16 protein-coding genes and 3 pseudogenes are annotated in these 19,944 nt (G+C 61.0%); 13 read left to right on the forward strand and 6 right to left on the reverse strand.

Features of this window, described 5'->3' with window-relative positions; genetic code table 11:
• Positions 1-3 precede the first annotated feature (3 nt).
• From dgcB to AAZU54_RS06735, 5 genes are all read left to right on the forward strand, one after another.
• Positions 4-1,953 carry a dimethylglycine demethylation protein DgcB gene (gene dgcB / locus AAZU54_RS06715; protein WP_434726885.1) on the forward strand — a complete coding sequence of 650 codons (1,950 nt, stop codon included), beginning with the start codon at positions 4-6 and terminating at the stop codon, positions 1,951-1,953.
• A complete protein-coding gene (locus AAZU54_RS06720; protein ID WP_186552772.1) occupies positions 1,953-3,185 on the forward strand; it encodes an electron transfer flavoprotein subunit alpha/FixB family protein in 1,233 nt (410 codons plus the stop codon). The genes dgcB and AAZU54_RS06720 overlap by 1 nt, the downstream gene beginning before the upstream one ends.
• A 10-nt stretch (positions 3,186-3,195) precedes the next feature.
• Positions 3,196-3,966, forward strand: a complete 771-nt coding sequence (locus AAZU54_RS06725) for an electron transfer flavoprotein subunit beta (protein ID WP_186552771.1) — start codon at positions 3,196-3,198, stop codon at positions 3,964-3,966.
• Positions 3,967-4,606: 640 nt separating this feature from the next.
• Positions 4,607-5,509 (forward strand): RHS repeat-associated core domain-containing protein, encoded by a 903-nt coding sequence (locus AAZU54_RS06730; RefSeq protein ID WP_409456866.1) that lies wholly within the window; start codon positions 4,607-4,609, stop codon positions 5,507-5,509.
• Positions 5,510-5,549: 40 nt separating this feature from the next.
• Positions 5,550-5,885: a hypothetical protein gene (locus tag AAZU54_RS06735; RefSeq protein ID WP_186552769.1), complete on the forward strand. Its 336-nt coding sequence runs from the start codon at positions 5,550-5,552 to the stop codon at positions 5,883-5,885.
• 164 nt (positions 5,886-6,049) lie between these two features.
• Here AAZU54_RS06735 and AAZU54_RS06740 read toward each other — a convergent pair.
• Positions 6,050-6,256: pseudogene (locus AAZU54_RS06740) on the reverse strand (SRPBCC family protein); the annotation flags it as partial.
• A gap of 320 nt (positions 6,257-6,576) precedes the next feature.
• Here AAZU54_RS06740 and AAZU54_RS06745 point away from each other — a divergent pair.
• On the forward strand, positions 6,577-7,440 hold the full coding sequence (locus AAZU54_RS06745) for an RHS repeat-associated core domain-containing protein (RefSeq protein ID WP_225915732.1): 864 nt from the start codon (positions 6,577-6,579) through the stop codon (positions 7,438-7,440).
• Positions 7,441-7,541: 101 nt separating this feature from the next.
• Here the strand turns inward: AAZU54_RS06745 and gbcA are convergent, their stop codons facing one another.
• Entirely contained in the window at positions 7,542-8,831 is a 1,290-nt protein-coding gene (gene gbcA / locus AAZU54_RS06750; RefSeq protein WP_186552767.1) for a glycine-betaine demethylase subunit GbcA, read from the reverse strand.
• A gap of 292 nt (positions 8,832-9,123) precedes the next feature.
• Between gbcA and gbcB the strand changes: the two genes are divergently transcribed.
• Positions 9,124-10,224 (forward strand): glycine-betaine demethylase subunit GbcB, encoded by a 1,101-nt coding sequence (gene gbcB / locus AAZU54_RS06755; RefSeq protein ID WP_186552766.1) that lies wholly within the window; start codon positions 9,124-9,126, stop codon positions 10,222-10,224.
• Here gbcB and AAZU54_RS06760 read toward each other — a convergent pair.
• The 3 genes and pseudogenes from AAZU54_RS06760 to AAZU54_RS06770 form a co-directional block, all read right to left on the reverse strand.
• Entirely contained in the window at positions 10,221-11,066 is an 846-nt protein-coding gene (locus AAZU54_RS06760; RefSeq protein WP_434726886.1) for a nitrilase-related carbon-nitrogen hydrolase, read from the reverse strand. The genes gbcB and AAZU54_RS06760 overlap by 4 nt on opposite strands.
• A gap of 307 nt (positions 11,067-11,373) precedes the next feature.
• Positions 11,374-12,246, reverse strand: a complete 873-nt coding sequence (locus AAZU54_RS06765; RefSeq protein WP_372353311.1) for a methyl-accepting chemotaxis protein — start codon at positions 12,244-12,246, stop codon at positions 11,374-11,376.
• Positions 12,229-12,999, reverse strand: a pseudogene (locus tag AAZU54_RS06770) (MCP four helix bundle domain-containing protein); the annotation flags it as partial. The gene AAZU54_RS06765 and the pseudogene AAZU54_RS06770, both read right to left, overlap by 18 nt.
• Positions 13,000-13,279: 280 nt before the next feature.
• Here AAZU54_RS06770 and AAZU54_RS06775 point away from each other — a divergent pair.
• From AAZU54_RS06775 to AAZU54_RS06790, 4 genes and pseudogenes are all read left to right on the forward strand, one after another.
• Positions 13,280-13,510, forward strand: coding sequence for a hypothetical protein (locus tag AAZU54_RS06775; protein ID WP_186552763.1), 231 nt, complete (start codon positions 13,280-13,282; stop codon positions 13,508-13,510).
• Complete coding sequence (locus AAZU54_RS06780) at positions 13,507-13,809, forward strand: cell division protein ZapA (RefSeq protein ID WP_186552762.1); 303 nt, start codon at positions 13,507-13,509, stop codon at positions 13,807-13,809. Before AAZU54_RS06775 ends, AAZU54_RS06780 begins: the two co-directional genes overlap by 4 nt.
• A 246-nt stretch (positions 13,810-14,055) precedes the next feature.
• A pseudogene (locus tag AAZU54_RS06785) lies at positions 14,056-15,084 on the forward strand (HAMP domain-containing protein); the annotation flags it as partial.
• Positions 15,085-15,219: 135 nt separating this feature from the next.
• Positions 15,220-15,948, forward strand: a complete 729-nt coding sequence (locus AAZU54_RS06790) for a methyl-accepting chemotaxis protein (RefSeq protein WP_392463580.1) — start codon at positions 15,220-15,222, stop codon at positions 15,946-15,948.
• 97 nt (positions 15,949-16,045) lie between these two features.
• Here AAZU54_RS06790 and AAZU54_RS06795 read toward each other — a convergent pair whose 3' ends face one another.
• Entirely contained in the window at positions 16,046-17,086 is a 1,041-nt protein-coding gene (locus tag AAZU54_RS06795) for a low specificity L-threonine aldolase (RefSeq protein ID WP_434726887.1), read from the reverse strand.
• A 328-nt stretch (positions 17,087-17,414) separates the two neighbouring features.
• Between AAZU54_RS06795 and AAZU54_RS06800 the strand changes: the two genes are divergently transcribed.
• Both AAZU54_RS06800 and AAZU54_RS06805 read left to right on the forward strand, forming a co-directional pair.
• The gene (locus tag AAZU54_RS06800) at positions 17,415-18,668 is read left to right on the forward strand and encodes a serine hydroxymethyltransferase (RefSeq protein WP_186552759.1); all 1,254 of its coding nucleotides are present in this window, start codon (positions 17,415-17,417) and stop codon (positions 18,666-18,668) included.
• Between the two features lie 15 nt (positions 18,669-18,683).
• A complete protein-coding gene (locus AAZU54_RS06805) occupies positions 18,684-19,934 on the forward strand; it encodes a sarcosine oxidase subunit beta family protein (RefSeq protein WP_186552758.1) in 1,251 nt (416 codons plus the stop codon).
• Positions 19,935-19,944: the final 10 nt, after the last annotated feature.

Consider the following 19,944-nt stretch of genomic DNA (forward strand, 5'->3'; position numbering starts at 1 on the left):
CCCATGTTGAACACCCTTCTACCCATCCTGCTGTTCGCTGCCCTTGCGCTGGCAGTGCTCGGCGCCGTGCGCCGGGTGCGCATGTGGCGCCGCGGGCGACCGTCCAAGGTCAACCTGCTCGGCGGGTTGCTGGCCATGCCGCGCCGTTATCTGGTCGATTTGCACCACGTGGTCGAGCGCGACAAGTACATGTCCAAGACCCACGTGGCCACGGCCGGCGGCTTTGTCCTGTCGGCCGCTTTGGCGATCCTGGTGCACGGCTTTGGCCTGCAGAGCAAGATCCTCGGCTACGGGTTGCTGGTGGCCACGGTGATCATGTTCACTGGCGCCATCTTCGTCTTCAAACGTCGCCTCAATCCACCTGCGCGCCTGTCCACGGGCCCGTGGATGCGCTTGCCCAAGAGCCTGCTGGTGTTCGCCGCCAGCTTCTTCATCGCCACCTTGCCGGTTGCCGGCATCCTGCCTGCCGGCACCGGTGGTTGGGTGATGGTCGGCGTGCTTGGCCTGGGTGTGCTGTGGGGTGTGTCGGAGCTGTTCTTCGGCATGACCTGGGGCGGGCCGATGAAGCACGCCTTCGCTGGCGCCCTGCACCTGGCCTGGCACCGGCGCGCCGAGCGCTTCGGCGGTGGCCGTTCCACTGGCCTGAAGCCGCTCGATCTGGAAGACCCCAACGCACCGCTGGGGGTCGAAAAACCAGTCGATTTCACCTGGAACCAACTGCTCGGTTTCGACGCTTGCGTGCAGTGCGGTAAGTGTGAGGCCATGTGCCCGGCGTTTGCCGCAGGCCAGCCGCTGAACCCGAAAAAACTCATCCAGGATATGGTCATTGGCCTGGCCGGTGGCACCGATGCCACGTTCGCGGGCAGCCCGTATCCAGGCAAGCCCATTGGCGAGCATGGCGGCCATCCGCACCAGCCGATCGTCAATGGCCTGGTCGACGCCGAAACCCTGTGGTCGTGCACCACCTGCCGTGCCTGCGTCGAGGAGTGCCCGATGATGATCGAGCACGTCGATGCCATCGTCGACATGCGTCGTCACCTGACCCTGGAGAAGGGCGCGACCCCGAACAAAGGCGCCGAGGTGCTCGACAACCTGATCGCCACCGACAACCCTGGCGGCTTCAACCCAGGCGGGCGGATGAACTGGGCCGCCGACCTGAACATGCAATTGCTGGCGGATGTGCAGAGCACCGACGTGCTGTTCTGGGTCGGTGATGGCGCCTTCGACATGCGCAATCAACGCACCCTGCGCGCCTTCGTCAAAGTACTCAAGGCCTCCGGTGTGGACTTTGCCGTGCTCGGCCTGGAAGAGCGCGACAGTGGCGATGTGGCCCGCCGTCTGGGCGATGAAGCAACCTTCCAGCTGCTGGCCAAGCGCAATATCCAGACGCTTGCCAAGTACCGCTTCCAGCGCATCGTCACCTGCGACCCGCACAGCTTCCATGTGCTGAAAAACGAGTACGGCGCCCTTGGTGGTGACTACCAGGTGCAGCACCACAGCACCTATATCGCCGAGTTGATTGCCGCCAACAAACTCAACCTCGGTCAGCACAAAAGCGGCAGCGTGACCTATCACGACCCGTGCTACCTGGGCCGCTACAATGGCGAGTACGAAGCACCCCGCGCAGTGCTCAAGGCGCTCGGCATCGAGGTGCGCGAGATGCAACGCTCGGGCTTCCGTTCACGCTGCTGTGGCGGTGGCGGCGGCGCGCCGATCACTGACATTCCGGGCAAGCAACGGATCCCAGACATGCGCATGGACGATATCCGCGAGACCGAGGCGCAGCTGGTGGCCGTGGGTTGTCCACAGTGCACGGCAATGCTCGAAGGCGTGGTCGAGCCGCGCCCACAAATCAAGGATCTCGCCGAATTGGTGGCTGACGTGCTGATCGAAGACGACGCCCCCGCCGCAAAGCCCCCAGTAGCCAAACGTGAACCTGCGGAGGTGCACTGATGAGCGACATCATCCGCCGCGACCCACGCGCTGAGTGGATCGCCCGCAACCGCCTGCACCCGCTGCATGCGGCGATGCAGACGCAACCGACCAGCTGGATGGGGCCTAACGGCATCCTGCGCAAGAACCCGCACGCGATTGCCGCAGGGTTCATCGGCCCCAGCGGCCTCAAGCGCCTCGACCGCAGCGGTGCCCAGCAGGGCACAGGTGTCGGCGGGCGGCGCAGCGCGGCAGCCGAAGTGCAGCTGCCGCTGCATCAGGTGGCCGACCCTGCCTTCTACATCGCCGTAGTGCCGGACATGGTCGGTGGTCGCCTCGGCAGCCACGACCGCGACTTGCTGGGCCTGGCCCACAGCCTGGCGGGCAGCGAGGGGGCGGTGCTGGCCATCGTCTTTGGCGAACACAAGGAAAACAACTTTTCCACAGCCGGGGTTGATCGTCTGCTGGTCATCGACGGTGAAGCGTTCCAGGGCTATGCCCCGGAGCAACTGGTGCAAGGCCTGCGCGCTGTGGATAACCAGTTCACCCCGCGCCATTGGCTGCTGCCCGACAGCCGTACCGGTGGCGGCGAACTGGGTCGGCGCCTCGGCGCGGCCCTGGGCGAGCGCCCGGCGACGCGGGTTTGGCAAGTCAAGGATGGCCAATGCATCGGCCGCGCCGGCTCCGGCCAGCAGGACCTGCAGCGCGGCATCGCCCGCTTGATCCTGGCTGGTGCCGAATGCGCCGAACCGGTTAACGAGACCCGTCACGAAGCGTTGCCGGTCGAGTTGTCCACAAGCGTTGCGCGCAGCCTGTCGCGGATTGAAGACTTAGGCCCGGTGGCGGTCGACCCTGCTGCGATCGCCATGGCCGAATCCGAGTTCATCGTCTCTGGCGGCAACGGCGTCAAGGATTGGGCGCTTTTCCACAGGGCCACTGCCGCCCTCGGCGCCACCGAAGGCGCCTCGCGGGTGGCGGTGGACGACGGCTTCATGCCGCGTAACCGTCAGGTCGGCGCTACCGGTACCTGGGTTACTGCGCGGGTCTACGTGGCTGTGGGTATCTCTGGCGCAATCCAGCACCTGCAGGGCATCGGCGCCTGCGACAAGGTGGTGGCGATCAACATGGACCCCGGCTGTGACATGATCAAACGGGCTGACCTGTCGGTAATTGGCGACAGCGCGGCGATTCTTCAGGCACTGATCGAGGCTGTGGACAACTTCCGCAGCGCCGGCCAGCGCGACGCGGCATAAGGGCATGAGCATGAGTACGAAAGTCATCAGCCTGGTCTCCATCGGCGCCCACCCAAGCTCCGGCCGCACCCGCCGCGCCGAACAGGACGCGCGGGCCGTGGAGCTGGGTTTGCAACTGGCTGGGGATAACTTGCAGGTCGTGCATGCCGGCGACCCTCGGGAAGAGGCACTGCGTGCCTATCTGGGTATGGGATTGGACCATCTGGATGTGCTGGAGCAGCCCGCTGGGGCCGATGTGCTGGGCGTGCTCGGGGATTACCTGCGTGATGCTGGCGCCCAGTTAGTGCTCACCGGCAGCCAGGCGGAAACCGGCGAAGGTTCGGGGATGTTGCCGTTCTTGTTGGCGGAGAAGCTCGGTTGGCCGCTGATCGTGGGGCTGGCAGAAGTAGAGTCGATCGACAATGGCACCGCCCAGGTACTGCAAGCCCTGCCGCGGGGCCAGCGGCGTCGTTTGAAAGTACGCCTGCCGTTGCTGGCGACTGTGGATAACGCTGCGCCAAATCCGCGACAGAGTGCTTTTGGCCCGGCGCGGCGGGGTGTGTTGGCTGCGCGGAACGTGGCGGTGGTCGAGGATGAGCTGCTAACCGGTGCCGAGCTGCAGCCCGCTAGACCTCGGCCCAAGCGGCTCAAGGTGATCAAGGCCAAGAGCGGTGCAGACCGCATGAAGGCCGCCACAGCCAAGGCCAGTGGCGGCGGCGGCAAGGTGCTCAAGGATGTTTCTCCACAGGAAGGGGCCGAGGCTATTCTCAAGCTGCTGGTGGAGGAGGGGGTCTTACGCTGAAGGGTTGTGCACAAAGACTGTTGGCCCCTCTGTGGATAAAGTGTTTGCGCATTGCTCAAACCCTCAGATCACGGGGCCTTCAGGAGATTGAGTAAAAAATGATCAAATAAGGCCTGTCACTTAGGGCCAATGGGTCCGCTGTGCGGCCCATCGCAGGCTGCAAAGCAGCCCCAGTTACCCCCCTAGTTTTTCGCGCTCAACTGCGTTCGCCTGAAATTACCCACAAACACTGTTAGCGCTCTTGTGGATAAACTGTTCGATGATCCCTACAGCCCCCGGGTGTCAACGTGCGCGCGTGATTGCTCATTAATTGATCAACCACTCTCTAATGGGCTGGATACCAATAGGAAATAGGTGCTTATCCCTGTTATCCACAGCACCGTTTGGTCGTGGCAACAGTTGTCTACAAACTCTGTTGGTTGCTCTGTGGATAAGGTGTTGGGTTAGCGCTGGAGCCATTGCCGTTCATGGGCTAGAGGCTTTTGTCTGTTTTTTAACCAGCACCTTCACTGTTGAACTGGGCGCTTTTTGATAGCACCCCCACTTCGGCCCGGTCCATCGACCTGGCATTTTTGATAGGTTCGCCAACTACATTGCACTGATAGCCTGCTGGCAAGATTCCGAACCTGGAGATTCCAGAATGGCCACCCAGCAGCTGCTAGCGACAGATCGCCTTTTAAGCCCGCTTATGGCTCTTGGTGCAAGCGGCCGTTCCAGGGCTGCTTACACCCCATACGGCTATCGACCTGCGCAAGATACCGCTCCTTCCTTGGGGTTTACCGGGCAACTGCCTGAGCGTGCATTAGGGTGGTATCTGCTTGGCAACGGTCACCGAGCCTACAATCCAGTGCTGATGCGTTTTCATTCTGCGGATCGGTTAAGTCCGTTTGGAGCAGGTGGATTTAACGCTTACGCATATTGCCATGGAGACCCTATTAATTTTCATGATCGTAGTGGAGAGAGCATTATTGATCAGATAATGTGGAGAGATGTAACTGCAGGTGTGGGCATGCTTGCAGGGGGGCGCGTAGGGGAGGATACGAAGACACTGTATCGGATGATCAGAAGCAATATGCAAATCAGCAAGGCCAGAAGCCGCGGTATAGCAGCTAAAGATTTGCCACTAAAATTTACTGCCACTCAGTTTATATCTGCAGGGGCATCTTGGTTAAGTAGCTTTACTACGCTTGCGATGGGGGCTACTGGGCTGGGAATTGACGATCAACCGGTTTCTTTAGCGGCTATCAACTCCGTCGCTGTACTTGTTTCAGAAGCCACCAGCTATCAAAGTCGAAAATTGAGTGGGGACTCCTCTGAGGCTTGGAGCATTGCACAAAATTTGACCCCCATGGGCCCGAATACGGGGTTGCCGCTTTCTGCATTTGGAAGGGATGGCAGGCCTGCCGCGCAACAGACTGTTCCTGAAGCTGTTATCCGACAGTCTAATAGTTCATCTGGTGTTGACTCGACTCATAGCGCGGCTCAGGTTAATACAGCAATCCGTGGCGACGCATCCCTTTCAAATGCGGAAACTGAAGTTTGAGCATTGTCGGGACAGGGGTCTACACGATTAGGAGGGTGGTATGTCGACACTGAACATTCTGGCAACAGACCAACTCCAAACCCCGCTCTCGCTGCTGGGTACAGGCGGCAAGTTGCGGAGTGCCTACACCCCCTACGGTTACCGAGTAACGCAAGCAGGTGCACCTGCTCTAGGTTTTACTGGTGGTCGACTGATCGAGCCTGAGATGGGTTGGTGCCTGCTTGGAAATGTTCATGAATTTGACAAGAAGCCAAGAAAATATGAGAAAGATTTAGTTGGGGCGTTTCTCGATTTCAAACACGCTGCTGCCTTGGTAGTTGTGTCTTGTCGGGCGGGCGTGCATTGGCTTCTATCAATCAGTAGAAACGATTGCTAAGTTAAGAGGTGAAATTGTCATGCTAAGGGCAGCTCAGGATCTTCGGGATGAGGAAAATACTTTGATGGGAGATACGCGTACGTAGACTGACCTTGGTTTGTAAATGCAGTGTTAATTTTGATCGTACGTTGGGAAAAGCTGGCGATATCCTCAATTCGTTGTAATTACTGTGCTGTAACCTCTTTCAAATAGGCAGCCGGCTCCGCCCCCAAATTCTCCAGTACCCGCTGGCTATACCAGTCGATAAAGTTCACCACGCCAAACTCGTAAGTCTTCGAATAAGGCCCCGGCTGATACGCGGTAGAGTTGATCCCCCGCTGATCCTCCTCCGCCAAGCGCCGATCCTGATCGTTGGTGGCATCCCACACCTGTTATCCACAGCACCGTTTAGTCGCGGCAATAGTTGCCTACAAACTCTGTTGGTTGCTCTGTGGATAAGGTGTTGGGTTACCGCTGCGTCCATTGCCGTTCAAGGGCTACAGGGTTTTGTCTGCTTTTTAACCAGTGCCTTGGCGCTGAACTTGATGGGTTTTTATAGAGCCGCGCACTCCTACCACTGCATCGACCTGGCATTTTTGTCAGGTTCGCTGAATGCGTTGCACTGATAGCCTACTGGCAAGACTCCGAACCTGGAGATTCCAGAATGGCCACCCAGCAGCTGCTAGCGACAGATCGTCTGTTAAGTCCACTTATGGCGGTCGGGGCCGGCCACTACAGGAGTGCTTACACCCCATACGGCTATCGACCTGCGCAAGATACCGCACCTTCACTGGGTTTTACCGGGCAGCTGTGTGAGCGTGAAGTCGGGTGGTATCTACTCGGCAACGGTCACCGACCTTATAATCCTGTGATCATGCGTTTTCATTCTGCGGATCGATTAAGTCCTTTTGCCGAAGGTGGGATAAATGCGTATGCCTACTGTAAGGGAGATCCAGTTAATAGGCATGACCCAAGCGGGAATTTTGATATTTTCAAGATTCTTACTGCATCATATTCATTCTCTGAGGGTACTGGGGATGCGCTTGCTTTTGCTGGTTTAGCGGGGGTAATAGATGCGGGGCGAGTAAGCCGGCAGCGTGATGCTGCGTATACTAGAATGTCCGTTCTTTCGTTAGGGGCAGTCGGATTAGGCTCCGGAACGTATTTGCTAGGTCGAGGCCTGGAGCGAGCTGGGTTGCCTATTGAAGGAAACACCTTGCAGAATCTTGGAAATAGTTTACAAATCCTGGGGGTAGGGCTAGGTGCTTGGGACTTGCGTCGCAATGTACCTGATAGACGCGTCGAAAGTGGGCTACCTTACACGAGTGTGCGGCGAAGCCCCGCGGCGAATGGGAGCCAGGTATTTCCAGGCGCTGGGGTTTCCACTTCAGGAGGTAGAGAAAGTAGAAGGGGCAGAGGAACTAGGACGGTCTCATCTTTATATTCATCTCCCTCTCCCCCTTCACCTGTACCGGACCGCATAGCGGAGGAACATGTACTGAACCGCATACCGGAGGAACAGGTAGCGAACAGCGTGGCGGAGCAACATGCTTCGATACGCACAGATAATTCATAAGTCGCTCTGTGCAGCGCTTTTGGTTGCCAATACAATGGATTGTGTAAAAGTCTATTAGTTAACCGAAAGCGCCCCTGTTTCAAAAAAGGGGCGCTGTCGTTTTAGGCCTTAAGTTCCTTGAGATAAGGCGCCGGCTCCGCCCCCAAATTCTCCAGTACCCGCTGGCTATACCAGTCGATAAAGTTCACCACGCCAAACTCGTAAGTCTTCGAATAAGGCCCCGGCTGATACGCGGTAGAGTTGATCCCCCGCTGATTCTCCTCCGCCAAGCGCCGATCCTGATCGTTGGTGGCATCCCACACCCTGCGCATGTCATCGGGGTTGTAATCCACCCCCTCCACCGCATCCTTGTGCACCAACCACTTGGTGGTGACCATGGTTTCCTGCGCGTTGATCGGCCATACGGTGAAGACGATGATGTGATCACCCATGCAGTGGTTCCACGAGTGCGGCAGGTGCAGGATGCGCATCGAGCCGAGGTCGGGGTTCTTGATCCGGCCCATCAGCTTCTGGCAGGCCTGCTTGCCGTCCATGGTCATCGACACAGTGCCCTTGAGCAGCGGCATGCGCACGATGCGGTTACGCAGGCCGTGGCTTTTGTGCAGGTAGGGAATCTTCTCGGCTTCCCAGGCAGCGGCCGAGGCGGCGACGTGGTCCTTGAAGGCCTGGTCGGCGCGGGGGTCCTCGGTGTCGTCCCACTCCAGCAGGGTTTTCAGCAACTCTGGATGCGAGCCGTTGCAGTGGTAGCACTCGCGGTTGTTTTCCAGCACCAGCTTCCAGTTGGCCTTTTCCATCAAGGTGGTTTGCACCGCCACCTTGGTGTTCTCCATGTCGTACGGTTCCATGTAGTGCTCGAGGGTTTCGAGGAACTCGTCGATAGCCGGAGGGTTCTCGGCCAGGCTGATGAAGATGTAGCCGCCTGCGGTCTTGACGTTGATCGGCTTGAGGCCGTACTGCTTCATGTCGAAATCGGCGCCCATCTCGGTGCCGGCGAACAGCAGGCGGCCGTCGAGCTCGTAGGTCCACTGGTGGTACGGGCAGACCAGCTTGGCCACCTTGCCCTTGTCGCTGGTGCACAGCCGTGAGCCGCGATGGCGGCAGACGTTGTGGAAGGCATGCACCTTGCCTTCGGCGCCGCGGATCACGATGACCGGGTTCTTGCCGATCTGCAGGGTGAGGAAGTTACCCTTGGTCGGGATCTCGCAGGTCATGCCGGCGATCAGCCACTCCTTGTGGAAGATCTCCTGCATGTCGATCTGGAACAGACGCTCGTCGGTGTAGAACGGCTGGGGCAGCGAGTAGGTACGCTCGCGGGTCTGCAGCATCTCGGCGGTGGCCTTGCGTGCTGCTTCCAGTGGATCGCCCAGGCTCAGGGTTGCGGTGACGTCCATCGTTTTATCCTCAAGGCCGATAAGGGCCGGCGAAAGGTGGCTAATCGTTATTGTGGTGCCGCAAGGCTGCTTGCAAAAACATCAGGTCTATTTGCCGTGGAGTGTGCGATCAGATACGCCTTGAGCCGTATCCATGGGCGACATGGCCGATTCGAATTCCGACGCGTAAACCCTTGTAGGTCGGGGCTGGTCGCGATAAGCACGCCGATGTCGCTGGCAGGAATGTACGCCGCCTGCGCCTTGAGCATTATCGGAGCCATAAAAGGCCGGTAGTCGGCCGCTGGAGAACACCATGTCCGATACCTTCCTCAACCCGGTCACTACCCAGACCTGGGCCAACGGCCGCCACATCGTGCGCTGCGTCAAGGTCATCCAGGAAACCTGGGATGTGCGCACCTTCTGCTTCATGGCCGACCAGCCGATCATGTTCTTCTTCAAGCCGGGTCAGTTCGTCACCTTGGAGCTTGAGATCGAAGGCAAGCAGGTGATGCGTTCGTACACCATCTCCAGTTCCCCATCGGTGCCGTACAGTTTCTCGATCACCGTCAAGCGGGTGCCGGGCGGGCATGTTTCCAACTACCTGCACGACACCATGCACGAGGGTGCCGAGCTGCCGGTGCACGGGCCGGTGGGGCTGTTCAACGCGATTGATTTTCCGGCCGGCAAGGTGCTGTACCTGAGCGGTGGCGTGGGCATCACCCCGGTGATGTCGATGGCCCGCTGGTTCTATGACACCAATGCCAATGTCGACATGGTCTTCGTGCACAGCGCCCGCTCACCGAAAGACATCATCTACCACCGCGAGCTGGAGCAGATGGCTTCGCGCATTCCCAATTTCAGCCTGCACATCATTTGCGAGAAGCATGGTTTGGGCGAGCCGTGGGCGGGTTATCGCGGTTACCTGAACCAGCGGCTGATGGAGCTGATCGCCCCCGACTACATGGAGCGCACGGTGTTCTGCTGCGGGCCGACACCGTACATGACGGCGGTCAAGCGCATGCTCGAAGCGGTTGGTTTCGACATGAAGAACTACCACGAGGAATCGTTCGGCGCGACGCCAGCAGAAGCCAAGGCCGACGCAGTCGAGCATGCCGAACAGGCCGCCGACGCCCCGGAACTGGACCTGTCGGATCTGAACCTGGTGGAGTTCGTCGGCAGCGATAAGAGCATTCGCGTAGCCCCCGGCGAAACCGTGCATGCGGCAGCGGCCAAGGTCGGGCTGATGATTCCCAAGGCTTGTGGCATGGGCATCTGCGGCACCTGCAAGGTACTCAAGCTCGGTGGCGACGTGGAGATGGAGCACAACGGCGGCATCACCGAGGAAGATGAAGCCGAGGGTTACATCCTGTCGTGCTGCAGTGTGCCCAAGGGTGATGTGCGTATCGACTACTAGGCCTGGCAGAGTTTGCCGTAGAGCTGGGGGCGGCGGTCGCCGAGGATGTCGTTGTAGGGTGGAATGCGCTTGTCTGAGGCTGTGCGCAATTTGATGTCGGCCACCAGTAATTGGGGCCGATCCAGGCTGATCCCGCCGGCCAGCAGATAGCCGTCGGCACCGACCAGGGTGGAGCCTGCAACCCAGTCCATGCCGCGCTCATGGCCGCAGCGGTCGCAGGCCAGGATGAACAGATGATTGACCGCTGCATTAGCTTGCACCCGCGTTACTTCGACAGGGCGCTGCAGCGCCGGACGTGGCGATGCCGGCCAGTTGACCGGCGCGCACAGCAGTTGTGCGCCGCTGAGCGCAGCCAAGCGGACCCACTCGGGGAACTGCAAATCGTAACTTAGCATCATCGCCACCCGTCCTGAGCTCGTCTGAACCACGGGCGGGGCGCAGTCGCCCGGGGTGAAGATCAGCGTTTCTCGGTTCCACAGGTGTGCTTTGCGGTAGAAGGTGCGCTGGCCGTTTGGCTGAATCATCACCGAGGTATTGGCCACATGGCCGGCTTCGAGGCGTTCGCAGAATCCTACTATCACGATCAGATCAAGCGCTCGTGCCTGCTCTGCCAGTGCGTTTAGGCGAGTGCCGTCGCGTGACATCGAACAGACGAAGGCTTCTTCCCGGTCGCGTAACGCATTACCGCTCAAGGCCAACTCCGGCAACACCAGCAATTTCGCCTGCCGCTCGGCAGCTTCAGACATTGCCTTGAGCGATTGCTCAAGGTTGAAGCTTGGGTCGGCGATTTTGGGGGCGAACTGATAGCAGGCTACACGTTGCTTGGCGTTGGCTTGGGGCATGGGGGTTCTCCTGATTCGACGCCGCATGGGACAAAGACGCGTGAGGCCTGGACGCGTTGCGGACAGAGACTGCTCAGATGACCGGGGAGGGCAGGGTCGGCGATAGCTGGCGACCCACCATCACTTTTCCGTAGGCCTAAACGGGGACATTGATAGCTCGAATCGAGAGTTTGATATGTAGGAAAAGTCTGTTGTTGTTTTGGGGGTGCCACTTTTGATTTTTGGGGCCGCGTTGCGCCCCTTCGGGGCGCCGAACCGCCGCGAAGGGGCGCAAAGCGGCCCCAAAACAGGCGACCGCACTGCTGGCTCAAACGCGGAAACGCGCCACCAGGCCATTGAGGTCCACCGCCAGGCGAGACAACTCGGCACTGGCCGCGCTGGTCTGGTGCGCGCCCGTGGCGCTCTGCACCGACAGGTCGTTGATATTGACCAGGTTGCGATCCACTTCGCGGGCGACCTGGGCCTGCTCCTCGGCCGCGCTGGCAATCACCAGGTTGCGCTCGTTGATCTGCGACACCGCCCCGGCAATGCTGTCCAGCGCAAGCCCTGCGCCGCGAGCGATGTTCAGGGTCGACTCCGCGCGCTCGGTACTGGTGCGCATCGAGTCGACGGCCTCGCCAGTACCACTTTGGATGCTGGCGATCATGCGCTCGATTTCACTGGTCGACTGCTGGGTGCGGTGGGCCAGGGCGCGTACTTCATCGGCAACCACGGCAAAACCACGGCCCGCCTCACCGGCACGGGCGGCCTCGATGGCGGCGTTGAGTGCCAACAGGTTGGTCTGGTCCGCCAGGCCGCGGATCACGTCGAGCACCTTGCCGATGTCACGTGACTGTTCGGCCAGGTGGGTGATCAGCTTGGCGGTGGCCTGCACATCACCACTCATACGCTCGATTGCGTTGACGGTCTCCATCACCAGGTCGCGGCCGTCTCCTGCAGAGCGGCTGGCCTCGCCGGAGGCCTCCGAGGTGCTGACGGCATTGCGCGCCACTTCTTCCACGGCGCTGGTCATTTCGGTGACAGCGGTGGCGGCCTGTTCGATTTCGTTGTTCTGCTGATGCAGGCCACGGGCGCTTTCATCGGTGACGCAGTTGAGCTCTTCGGCTGCGGAGGCCAGTTGCGTGGCGGAACCTGCGATCAGCTGCAGGGTGTCGCGCAGTTTGTCCTGCATGCGCGCCATGGCCCGCAGCAGGCGGGCGGCTTCGTCGGTGCCTTCGGCGCGGATGATCTGGGTCAGGTCACCGTCGGCAACTTGCTCGGCGGCCTTGAGCGCTTCATCGATGGGTTTGACGATGCTGCGGGTCAGCAGCAGGGCGCAGAGCAAGGTCAGCACGGTGGCGGCGATCAACAGGCCGATCACCAAGGCGAACGCGGCGGCGTATTGGCTGGCGGCAGTTTCGTTGGTTTGGCGGGTCTGCTCAGTGTTGATCCGCACCAGGCTGTCCATGACCTTGTTGATCTGCTCGGAGTTGGCCAATAGATCGCGGTTGAGCAGGTCGCGCAGCTCGTCGGTGCGGTCGGCCTGGCTCAGGCTGCGCATGCGCGACTCCAGCTGGCGGTATTGCGCCAGTAGCTGACTGTATTGATCATAGGCCGCCTGCTCGTCGGCAGCGCCGATCAGCGGCTCGTAGGCACGCTTGGCCTGGTCGATCTGGGCATTGCGCTCATCCAGCAGGCGCAGGGTTTCCTGTTGGGTAGCCGGCTCGCGGTTGAGCAGCAAGCGATAGGACAGGGTGCGCATGCGCAGATTCAGCGCGGTCAGCTCGTCGAGGGTCTTGATGCTCGGTACGCTTATGTTTTCAATGGCGACACCGGCTTGGCGGATGTTGCCCATCTGGATCAGCGAGAAGACGCCAAGGCCAAGCATCAGCAGGCCGATCAGGGCGAACCCGAGCAGCGCGCGCGGGGCGATATTCATGTTGCGTAGGGACATGGTGGGGAAAATCCAGGCAAGGAGAGGGAGCGCGCGGTCCGTGCGACGAAATAAGACCTGCCTGGCTATCGGTCGTGACTGGCCAGTCTTGAGTACGAGCGGAGAAAAGTGTGAGCCACCTATCTAAATTCCTGACCGGCGGTTGACCCAGGTCGGAACAAGGGGGGCCAAACCCGGTCAATCTGCACAGGCTAAAGCCTTAAGAATCCGATATTTAATGGCGGGGGCTCGCGCTTTTCTTTATCGTGTGCGCCCTTTGCAACAACCGAGATATCCCCCCATGTTGGAAGCCTCCCTGAATCAAATCGAGCAGTTGGTCACTGACCTGCTGCAAAAGAACGCGCAATTGGTCGAGCAGAACACTGCGCTCAGCCAGGAACTGGCCCAGGCCAAGGAAGAAAACGACAGCCTGCAGCTGTCGCTGATGGAGCAAGAAGAGAAGCACGGCGCCACCGCCGCGCGTATCCAGGCGCTGGTCGAGCGCGCCAGTGCAGGTGTCGTTAACGCATGAGACTGCAAGCGCAGCCGATCAATGTGGTGTCGATCCTCGGCGCCGATTATTCGATCAAGGCGCCCGAAGGGCAGGAAGAAACCCTGTCGCAGGCTGTGCGGATGCTCAACACCGCCCTGGCCGAAACCAAACGTCAGTACCCGACCCTGATCGGCGACAAGCTGCTGGTACTGGCAGCCTTGAACCTGTGCTCCAAGCAGATCGAACTGCAGAAAGAGCACCAGCAGACCCTGGCACGCACCCAAGCGCAAATTGATGCGACGGTCGATGCCATTAGCCGCACCATCGGCGACCAGTAACCACTCACGAAGTACATGAGCGGGGATCGTGGCGGCGGGCTTGCCTCGCGATAGCCCCAGGGCCTGCTCCCTTGCCGTCACGGGGCACTCCGCTGCTACCATCCCCGTTTGTGCGCTGTTTGATTGTTGCTGATCTATGGCGTGACTGAATACTTAAGTGTATACACTTTCTCCGCACATGGATTCCTGGGGAGGAAGGGTATGCGCATCTGGCGGCGGAGTATTCAGTGGCAGTTGATCACCAGCATGGGCGCGGCCCTGCTGGTGAGCATTCTGGTGGTGGTGGCGATCTATACCGTGGCGGTCAACCGCCTGACTGAACGCTACCTGGTCGACACGGCGCTGCCGGCCAGTATCGAAGCCATCCGCAACGACATCGAGCGCATGCTCGCCCAGCCGCTGGTGGCGGCGGCCGACATCGCAGGCAATACCTTGCTGCGCGACTGGCTGGCTGCCGGTGAAGACCCAGCCCACGCGCCACGGTTCATCGAAAACCTGCAAGCTGCCAAGCAGCGCAACCAGGCGTTTACCGCGCTGTTCGCCTCGACCGCGACCGGTCACTACTACAACGAGAACGGCCTGGACCGCACGCTCAGCCGCGAGAATCCCAAGGACAAGTGGTTCTACGGCTACATCGACAGCGGCGCCGAACGCCTGATCAATATCGACATCGATGGCGCCACGGGTGAAGTGGCGTTGTTCATCGACTATCGGGTGGAAAAGGACGGCCAACTGGTGGGCGTGGCCGGCATGGGCCTGCGCCTCACAGAGCTGTCGAAACTGATCCACGACTTCAGCTTCGGTGAGCACGGGCGGGTGATGCTGGTGCGCAACGATGGGCTTATCCAGGTCCATCCGCAAAATGAATTCAGCGCCAAGCGCCAGCTCACCGAGCAGATCGGCGCCGAAGCGGCCAAGGCGGTGATGAGCCAAGGGCAAGGTTTGCGCAGCAGCCGCTTCCAACGTGATGGTGAGGACTATTTGGCCTTGGGCCTACCGCTGCGCGACCTCAACTGGACGTTGGTGGCCGAGGTGCCGGAAGCCGAGATCTACGCGCAGATGCGCCAAGCGGTATGGCTGACCAGCCTGATTGGCGGAGCGGTGGCGTTGGTTTCGCTGCTGCTAGTGGTGTTGCTGGCGCGTGGCTTGGTGCGGCCCATCCGCCAAGTGACAGCAGCCCTGGTGCAGATCGGCAGCGGTGCGGGCGATCTCAGCCATCGTCTGGATGATTCACGCCAGGACGAACTGGGCGACCTGGCCCGGGGCTTTAACCGTTTTCTCGACAGCCAGCGTGCGCTGATCGGCGACGTGCTGCGGACCACTGAGCGTCTGCACCACTCGGTGGAGCAGGTGACCCAGGTGGTGGATGATACGGCTGAACGCTCAGGGCGCCAGCAGGAGATGACCGAGATGGTTGCCACTGCCGTGCACGAGATGGGCCTGACCGTGCAGGACATCGCGCAGAACGCCGGGCAAGCGGCGCAGGCATCGCAGTCGGCGCGTGATGAAGCGCTGCAAGCACGGGAGGTGGTACAGCGCTCGGTCAAGGGTATCGAGGGGATGTCTGGCGAGATCGGTAAAGCTGCCGAGGCGGTCGAGCAGTTGGCCAATGAAGTGGCCTCGATCGATGAAGTGCTGGGGGTGATCCGCAGTATTTCCGAGCAGACCAACCTGCTGGCGCTCAACGCCGCCATTGAAGCTGCGCGAGCGGGGGAGATGGGCCGTGGCTTTGCCGTGGTGGCCGATGAAGTGCGTACCTTGGCCCGGCGCACGCAAGTGTCTACCGATCAGGTGCAGCAGATGATCCAGCGCCTCAAAGAGGGGGCGGGGACTGCCGTTGCTTCAATGCAGGCGGGGCAGGCGGCTACGGGCAGTGGGGTCGAATCCAGCCAGCGCACGGGAAGCTCGCTTGGGGCGATTACCGATCAGGTGGAGCACATCAGCGACATGAACCACCAGGTAGCCACGGCGACCGAAGAGCAGTCGGCTGTCACTGAGGAAATCAACCGCACGGTGCAGGGGATTTCCGATCTGGCCCGGCAGACGGCGGCGCAGGTGCAGGGCTGTCGGGATGAGTGCCAGGCGTTGCGTGGCTTGGCAGATGATCTGGCGCGGCAGATGGGTGGTTTCAGGCTTTGACAGGCTGTGAATGCATCGCGGGGCAAGCCCGCTCCCACGCTTCCTGCATTTAGAGTTGGCAGGCGTGGGAGCGGGCTTGCCCCGCGATAGCGCTCGATCAGCCAGCGATGATCGCGCGGATATCCGCTGCCAATTCACGCACCCGCGCTTCCTGGGTATCCCACGAACACATGAACCGCGCGCCACCGCTGCCAATGAAGGTATAGAAGCGCCAGCCCTTGTTACGCAGCGCTTCCAGCGCAGGTTCCGGCATCTGCAGGAACACGCCGTTGGCCTCCACCGGGAACATCAATTCCACCTCCGGCAAGTCACTCACCAGCGACGCCAGCAACTGCGCGCAGTGGTTGGCGTGGTTGCCATGGCGCAGCCAGGCGCCATCTTCCAGCAAGCCCACCCACGGCGCTGACAAGAAGCGCATCTTCGATGCCAGTTGGCCGGCCTGTTTGCAGCGGTAATCGAAGTCTTCTGCCAGCTGGCGATTGAAGAACAGAATCGCCTCACCCACCGCCATGCCGTTCTTGGTGCCGCCAAAGCACAGCACATCGACGCCAGCCTTCCAGGTCAGCTCGGCTGGCGAGCAGCCGAGGAACGAACAGGCATTGGTGAAGCGGGCGCCGTCCATGTGCAGGTTCAGGCCCAACTCCTTGCAGGTGGCGCTGATTGCCTTGAGCTCGTCGGGGCGGTACACGGTGCCGACTTCGGTGGCCTGGGTCAGGGTCACCACGCGCGGCTTGGGGTAGTGGATGTCCTGGCGCTTGAGCGCGACTTCGCGGATCGACTCCGGGGTGAGCTTGCCATTGACGCTAGGCGCGGTGAGCAGCTTGGAGCCGTTGGAGAAGAACTCCGGCGCGCCGCATTCGTCGGTTTCGACGTGGGCGGTCTCCGAGCAGATCACGCTGTGGTAGCTCTGGCACAACGAGGCCAGGGCCAGCGAGTTGGCGGCGGTGCCGTTGAAGGCGAAGAACACTTCGCAGTCGGTTTCGAACAACTTGCGAAAGTATTCCGAGGCGCGCTCGGTCCACTGGTCGTCGCCGTAGGCGCGTTCGTGGCCCTGGTTGGCCTTGGCCATGGCGGCCCAGGCTTCGGGGCAGATACCGGAATAGTTGTCGCTGGCGAATTGTTGGCTGTTATCTGACATGACACGGTCCTGTGAACGACGCAGAACAGCACTCTAAACCAAGAGCCGAGCGGTTGCCTATACAACCGATTGACCCGAGCGCGGAGGCTACGTGGGAGCGGGCTTGCCCCGCGATAGCGCAAGCAAGACAGCCAGCGTTGGGCACGCCAACGCTATCGCGGGGCAAGCCCGCTCCCACGTTCCCACTCAACACCGTTTTCGCCAATGTCGTAAACGCGCCATTGCAAGGCGTGCGCAGGCATCTGACCGCTCCTTGCCAGTCATACCATCGCCACAAAGGGTCATCGAACCCTACTGACAAAAAATGATCGCTGCCGGGAGATACATGATGTTCAGCAAGCAAGACCAGATCCAGGGTTATGACGACGCACTGCTGGCGGCGATGAATGCCGAGGAACAGCGCCAGGAAGATCACATCGAGCTGATCGCCTCGGAGAACTACACCAGCAAGCGCGTGATGCAGGCCCAGGGCAGCGGCCTGACCAACAAATACGCCGAAGGCTATCCGGGCAAGCGCTACTACGGTGGCTGCGAGCACGTCGACAAGGTCGAGGCACTGGCTATCGAGCGCGCCAAGCAGCTGTTCGGCGCTGATTACGCCAACGTTCAGCCGCACTCCGGCTCTTCGGCCAACAGCGCCGTGTACCTGGCCCTGCTGCAGGCCGGTGACACCATCCTGGGCATGAGCCTGGCCCATGGCGGTCACCTGACCCACGGCGCCAAGGTGTCGTCCTCGGGCAAGCTGTACAACGCTGTGCAATACGGTATCGACACCACGACCGGCCTGATCGACTACGACGAAGTCGAGCGCCTGGCGGTCGAGCACAAGCCGAAGATGATCGTCGCTGGCTTCTCGGCCTACTCCAAGACCCTCGACTTCCCGCGTTTTCGCGCCATTGCCGACAAGGTCGGGGCGCTACTGTTCGTCGACATGGCCCATGTCGCCGGCCTGGTGGCTGCTGGCCTGTACCCCAACCCGATCCCCTTCGCTGACGTGGTCACCACCACCACCCACAAGACCCTGCGCGGTCCGCGTGGCGGCCTGATCCTGGCCAAGTCCAACGAAGAGATCGAGAAAAAACTCAACGCCGCCGTGTTCCCCGGCGCCCAGGGCGGCCCGCTGATGCACGTCATCGCTGGCAAGGCGGTGTGCTTCAAGGAAGCCCAGGAGCCGGAGTTCAAGAGCTACCAGAAGCAAGTCATCGAAAACGCCCAGGCCATGGCCCAGGTGTTCATCGAGCGCGGCTACGACGTGGTCTCCGGCGGCACCGACAACCACCTGTTCCTGGTCAGCCTGATCCGCCAGGGCCTGACCGGCAAGGACGCTGACGCAGCCCTGGGCCGCGCGCACATCACCGTCAACAAGAACGCCGTGCCTAACGACCCGCAGTCGCCGTTCGTCACCTCGGGCCTGCGCATCGGCACCCCGGCTGTCACCACGCGTGGTTTCAAGGTTGCCCAGTGCGTGGCACTGGCTGGCTGGATCTGCGATGTGCTGGACAACCTGGGCGACGCCGACGTCGAAGCCGACGTTGCCAAGAATGTCGCCGCGCTGTGCGCCGACTTCCCGGTCTACCGCTGAGTGGAGTAACACACCATGCAACGCTATTCGGGCTTCGGCCTCTTCAAACACTCCCTCAGCCACCACGAAAACTGGCAGCGCATGTGGCGCACGCCGACCCCTAAGAAGGTCTATGACGTGGTCATCGTTGGCGGTGGCGGACACGGCCTGGCCACCGCTTACTACCTGGCCAAGGTTCACGGCATCACCAACGTGGCCGTGGTCGAGAAGGGCTGGCTGGGCGGCGGCAACACCGCCCGTAACACCACCATCGTGCGTTCCAACTACCTGTGGGACGAATCGGCCAAGCTCTACGAACACGCCATGAAGTTGTGGGAAGGCCTGTCGCAGGACATCAACTACAACGTGATGTTCTCCCAGCGCGGCGTCTACAACCTGTGCCACACCTTGCAAGACATTCGTGATTCCGAGCGTCGGGTCAGCGCCAACCGCCTCAATGGCGTCGATGGCGAGCTGCTCAATACCGACCAGGTCGCGGCTGAGATTCCGTACCTGGACTGCTCGAAGAACACCCGCTACCCGATCCTCGGCGCGACCGTTCAGCGCCGTGGCGGCGTGGCCCGTCACGATGCCGTGGCCTGGGGCTTCGCCCGTGCTGCTGACGCCCTCGGCGTCGACCTGATCCAGCAGACCGAGGTCATTGGTTTTCGCAAGGAAAACGGCGCAGTCATCGGCGTCGAGACCAACAAAGGCTTCATCGGCGCCAAGCGCGTTGGCGTGGTCACTGCCGGTAACTCCGGGCACATGGCGCGCCTGGCGGGCTTCCGCCTGCCGCTCGAATCGCACCCGCTGCAAGCGCTGGTGTCCGAGCCGATCAAGCCGATCATCGACAGCGTGATCATGTCCAACGCCGTGCACGGCTACATCAGCCAGTCGGACAAAGGCGACCTGGTCATCGGCGCCGGTATCGACGGCTGGGTCGGCTACGGCCAGCGCGGTTCGTACCCGGTGATCGAACACACCCTGCAAGCGATCGTCGAGATGTTCCCGATCCTCTCGCGGGTGCGCATGAACCGCCAATGGGGCGGCATCGTCGACACCTGCCCGGACGCCTGCCCGATCATCTCCAAGACCCCGGTGAAGAACCTGTTCTTCAACTGCGGCTGGGGCACCGGCGGCTTCAAGGCCACCCCAGGTTCGGGCAACGTGTTCGCCGCGAGCCTGGCCAAAGGCGAGATGCACCCGCTGGCCGCGCCTTTCTCCATCGACCGTTTCTACAACGGTGCGCTGATCGACGAACACGGCGCCGCGGCCGTCGCCCACTAATCGGAGACAA

Origin of the sequence: Pseudomonas sp. Je.1.5.c (assembly GCF_051129895.1) — a bacterium.
Taxonomy (GTDB): domain Bacteria; phylum Pseudomonadota; class Gammaproteobacteria; order Pseudomonadales; family Pseudomonadaceae; genus Aquipseudomonas; species Aquipseudomonas urmiensis.

Coding starts and splice junctions, on each gene's coding strand:
- dgcB (WP_434726885.1), top strand. CDS start 4: ATGTTGAACACCCTTCTACCCATCCTGCTGTTCGCTGCCCTTGCGCTG.
- AAZU54_RS06720 (WP_186552772.1), top strand. CDS start 1,953: ATGAGCGACATCATCCGCCGCGACCCACGCGCTGAGTGGATCGCCCGC.
- AAZU54_RS06725 (WP_186552771.1), top strand. CDS start 3,196: ATGAGTACGAAAGTCATCAGCCTGGTCTCCATCGGCGCCCACCCAAGC.
- AAZU54_RS06730 (WP_409456866.1), top strand. CDS start 4,607: ATGGCCACCCAGCAGCTGCTAGCGACAGATCGCCTTTTAAGCCCGCTT.
- AAZU54_RS06735 (WP_186552769.1), top strand. CDS start 5,550: ATGTCGACACTGAACATTCTGGCAACAGACCAACTCCAAACCCCGCTC.
- AAZU54_RS06745 (WP_225915732.1), top strand. CDS start 6,577: ATGGCGGTCGGGGCCGGCCACTACAGGAGTGCTTACACCCCATACGGC.
- gbcA (WP_186552767.1), bottom strand. CDS start 8,831: ATGGACGTCACCGCAACCCTGAGCCTGGGCGATCCACTGGAAGCAGCA.
- gbcB (WP_186552766.1), top strand. CDS start 9,124: ATGTCCGATACCTTCCTCAACCCGGTCACTACCCAGACCTGGGCCAAC.
- AAZU54_RS06760 (WP_434726886.1), bottom strand. CDS start 11,066: ATGCCCCAAGCCAACGCCAAGCAACGTGTAGCCTGCTATCAGTTCGCC.
- AAZU54_RS06765 (WP_372353311.1), bottom strand. CDS start 12,246: ATGGCGCGCATGCAGGACAAACTGCGCGACACCCTGCAGCTGATCGCA.
- AAZU54_RS06775 (WP_186552763.1), top strand. CDS start 13,280: ATGTTGGAAGCCTCCCTGAATCAAATCGAGCAGTTGGTCACTGACCTG.
- AAZU54_RS06780 (WP_186552762.1), top strand. CDS start 13,507: ATGAGACTGCAAGCGCAGCCGATCAATGTGGTGTCGATCCTCGGCGCC.
- AAZU54_RS06790 (WP_392463580.1), top strand. CDS start 15,220: ATGGTTGCCACTGCCGTGCACGAGATGGGCCTGACCGTGCAGGACATC.
- AAZU54_RS06795 (WP_434726887.1), bottom strand. CDS start 17,086: ATGTCAGATAACAGCCAACAATTCGCCAGCGACAACTATTCCGGTATC.
- AAZU54_RS06800 (WP_186552759.1), top strand. CDS start 17,415: ATGTTCAGCAAGCAAGACCAGATCCAGGGTTATGACGACGCACTGCTG.
- AAZU54_RS06805 (WP_186552758.1), top strand. CDS start 18,684: ATGCAACGCTATTCGGGCTTCGGCCTCTTCAAACACTCCCTCAGCCAC.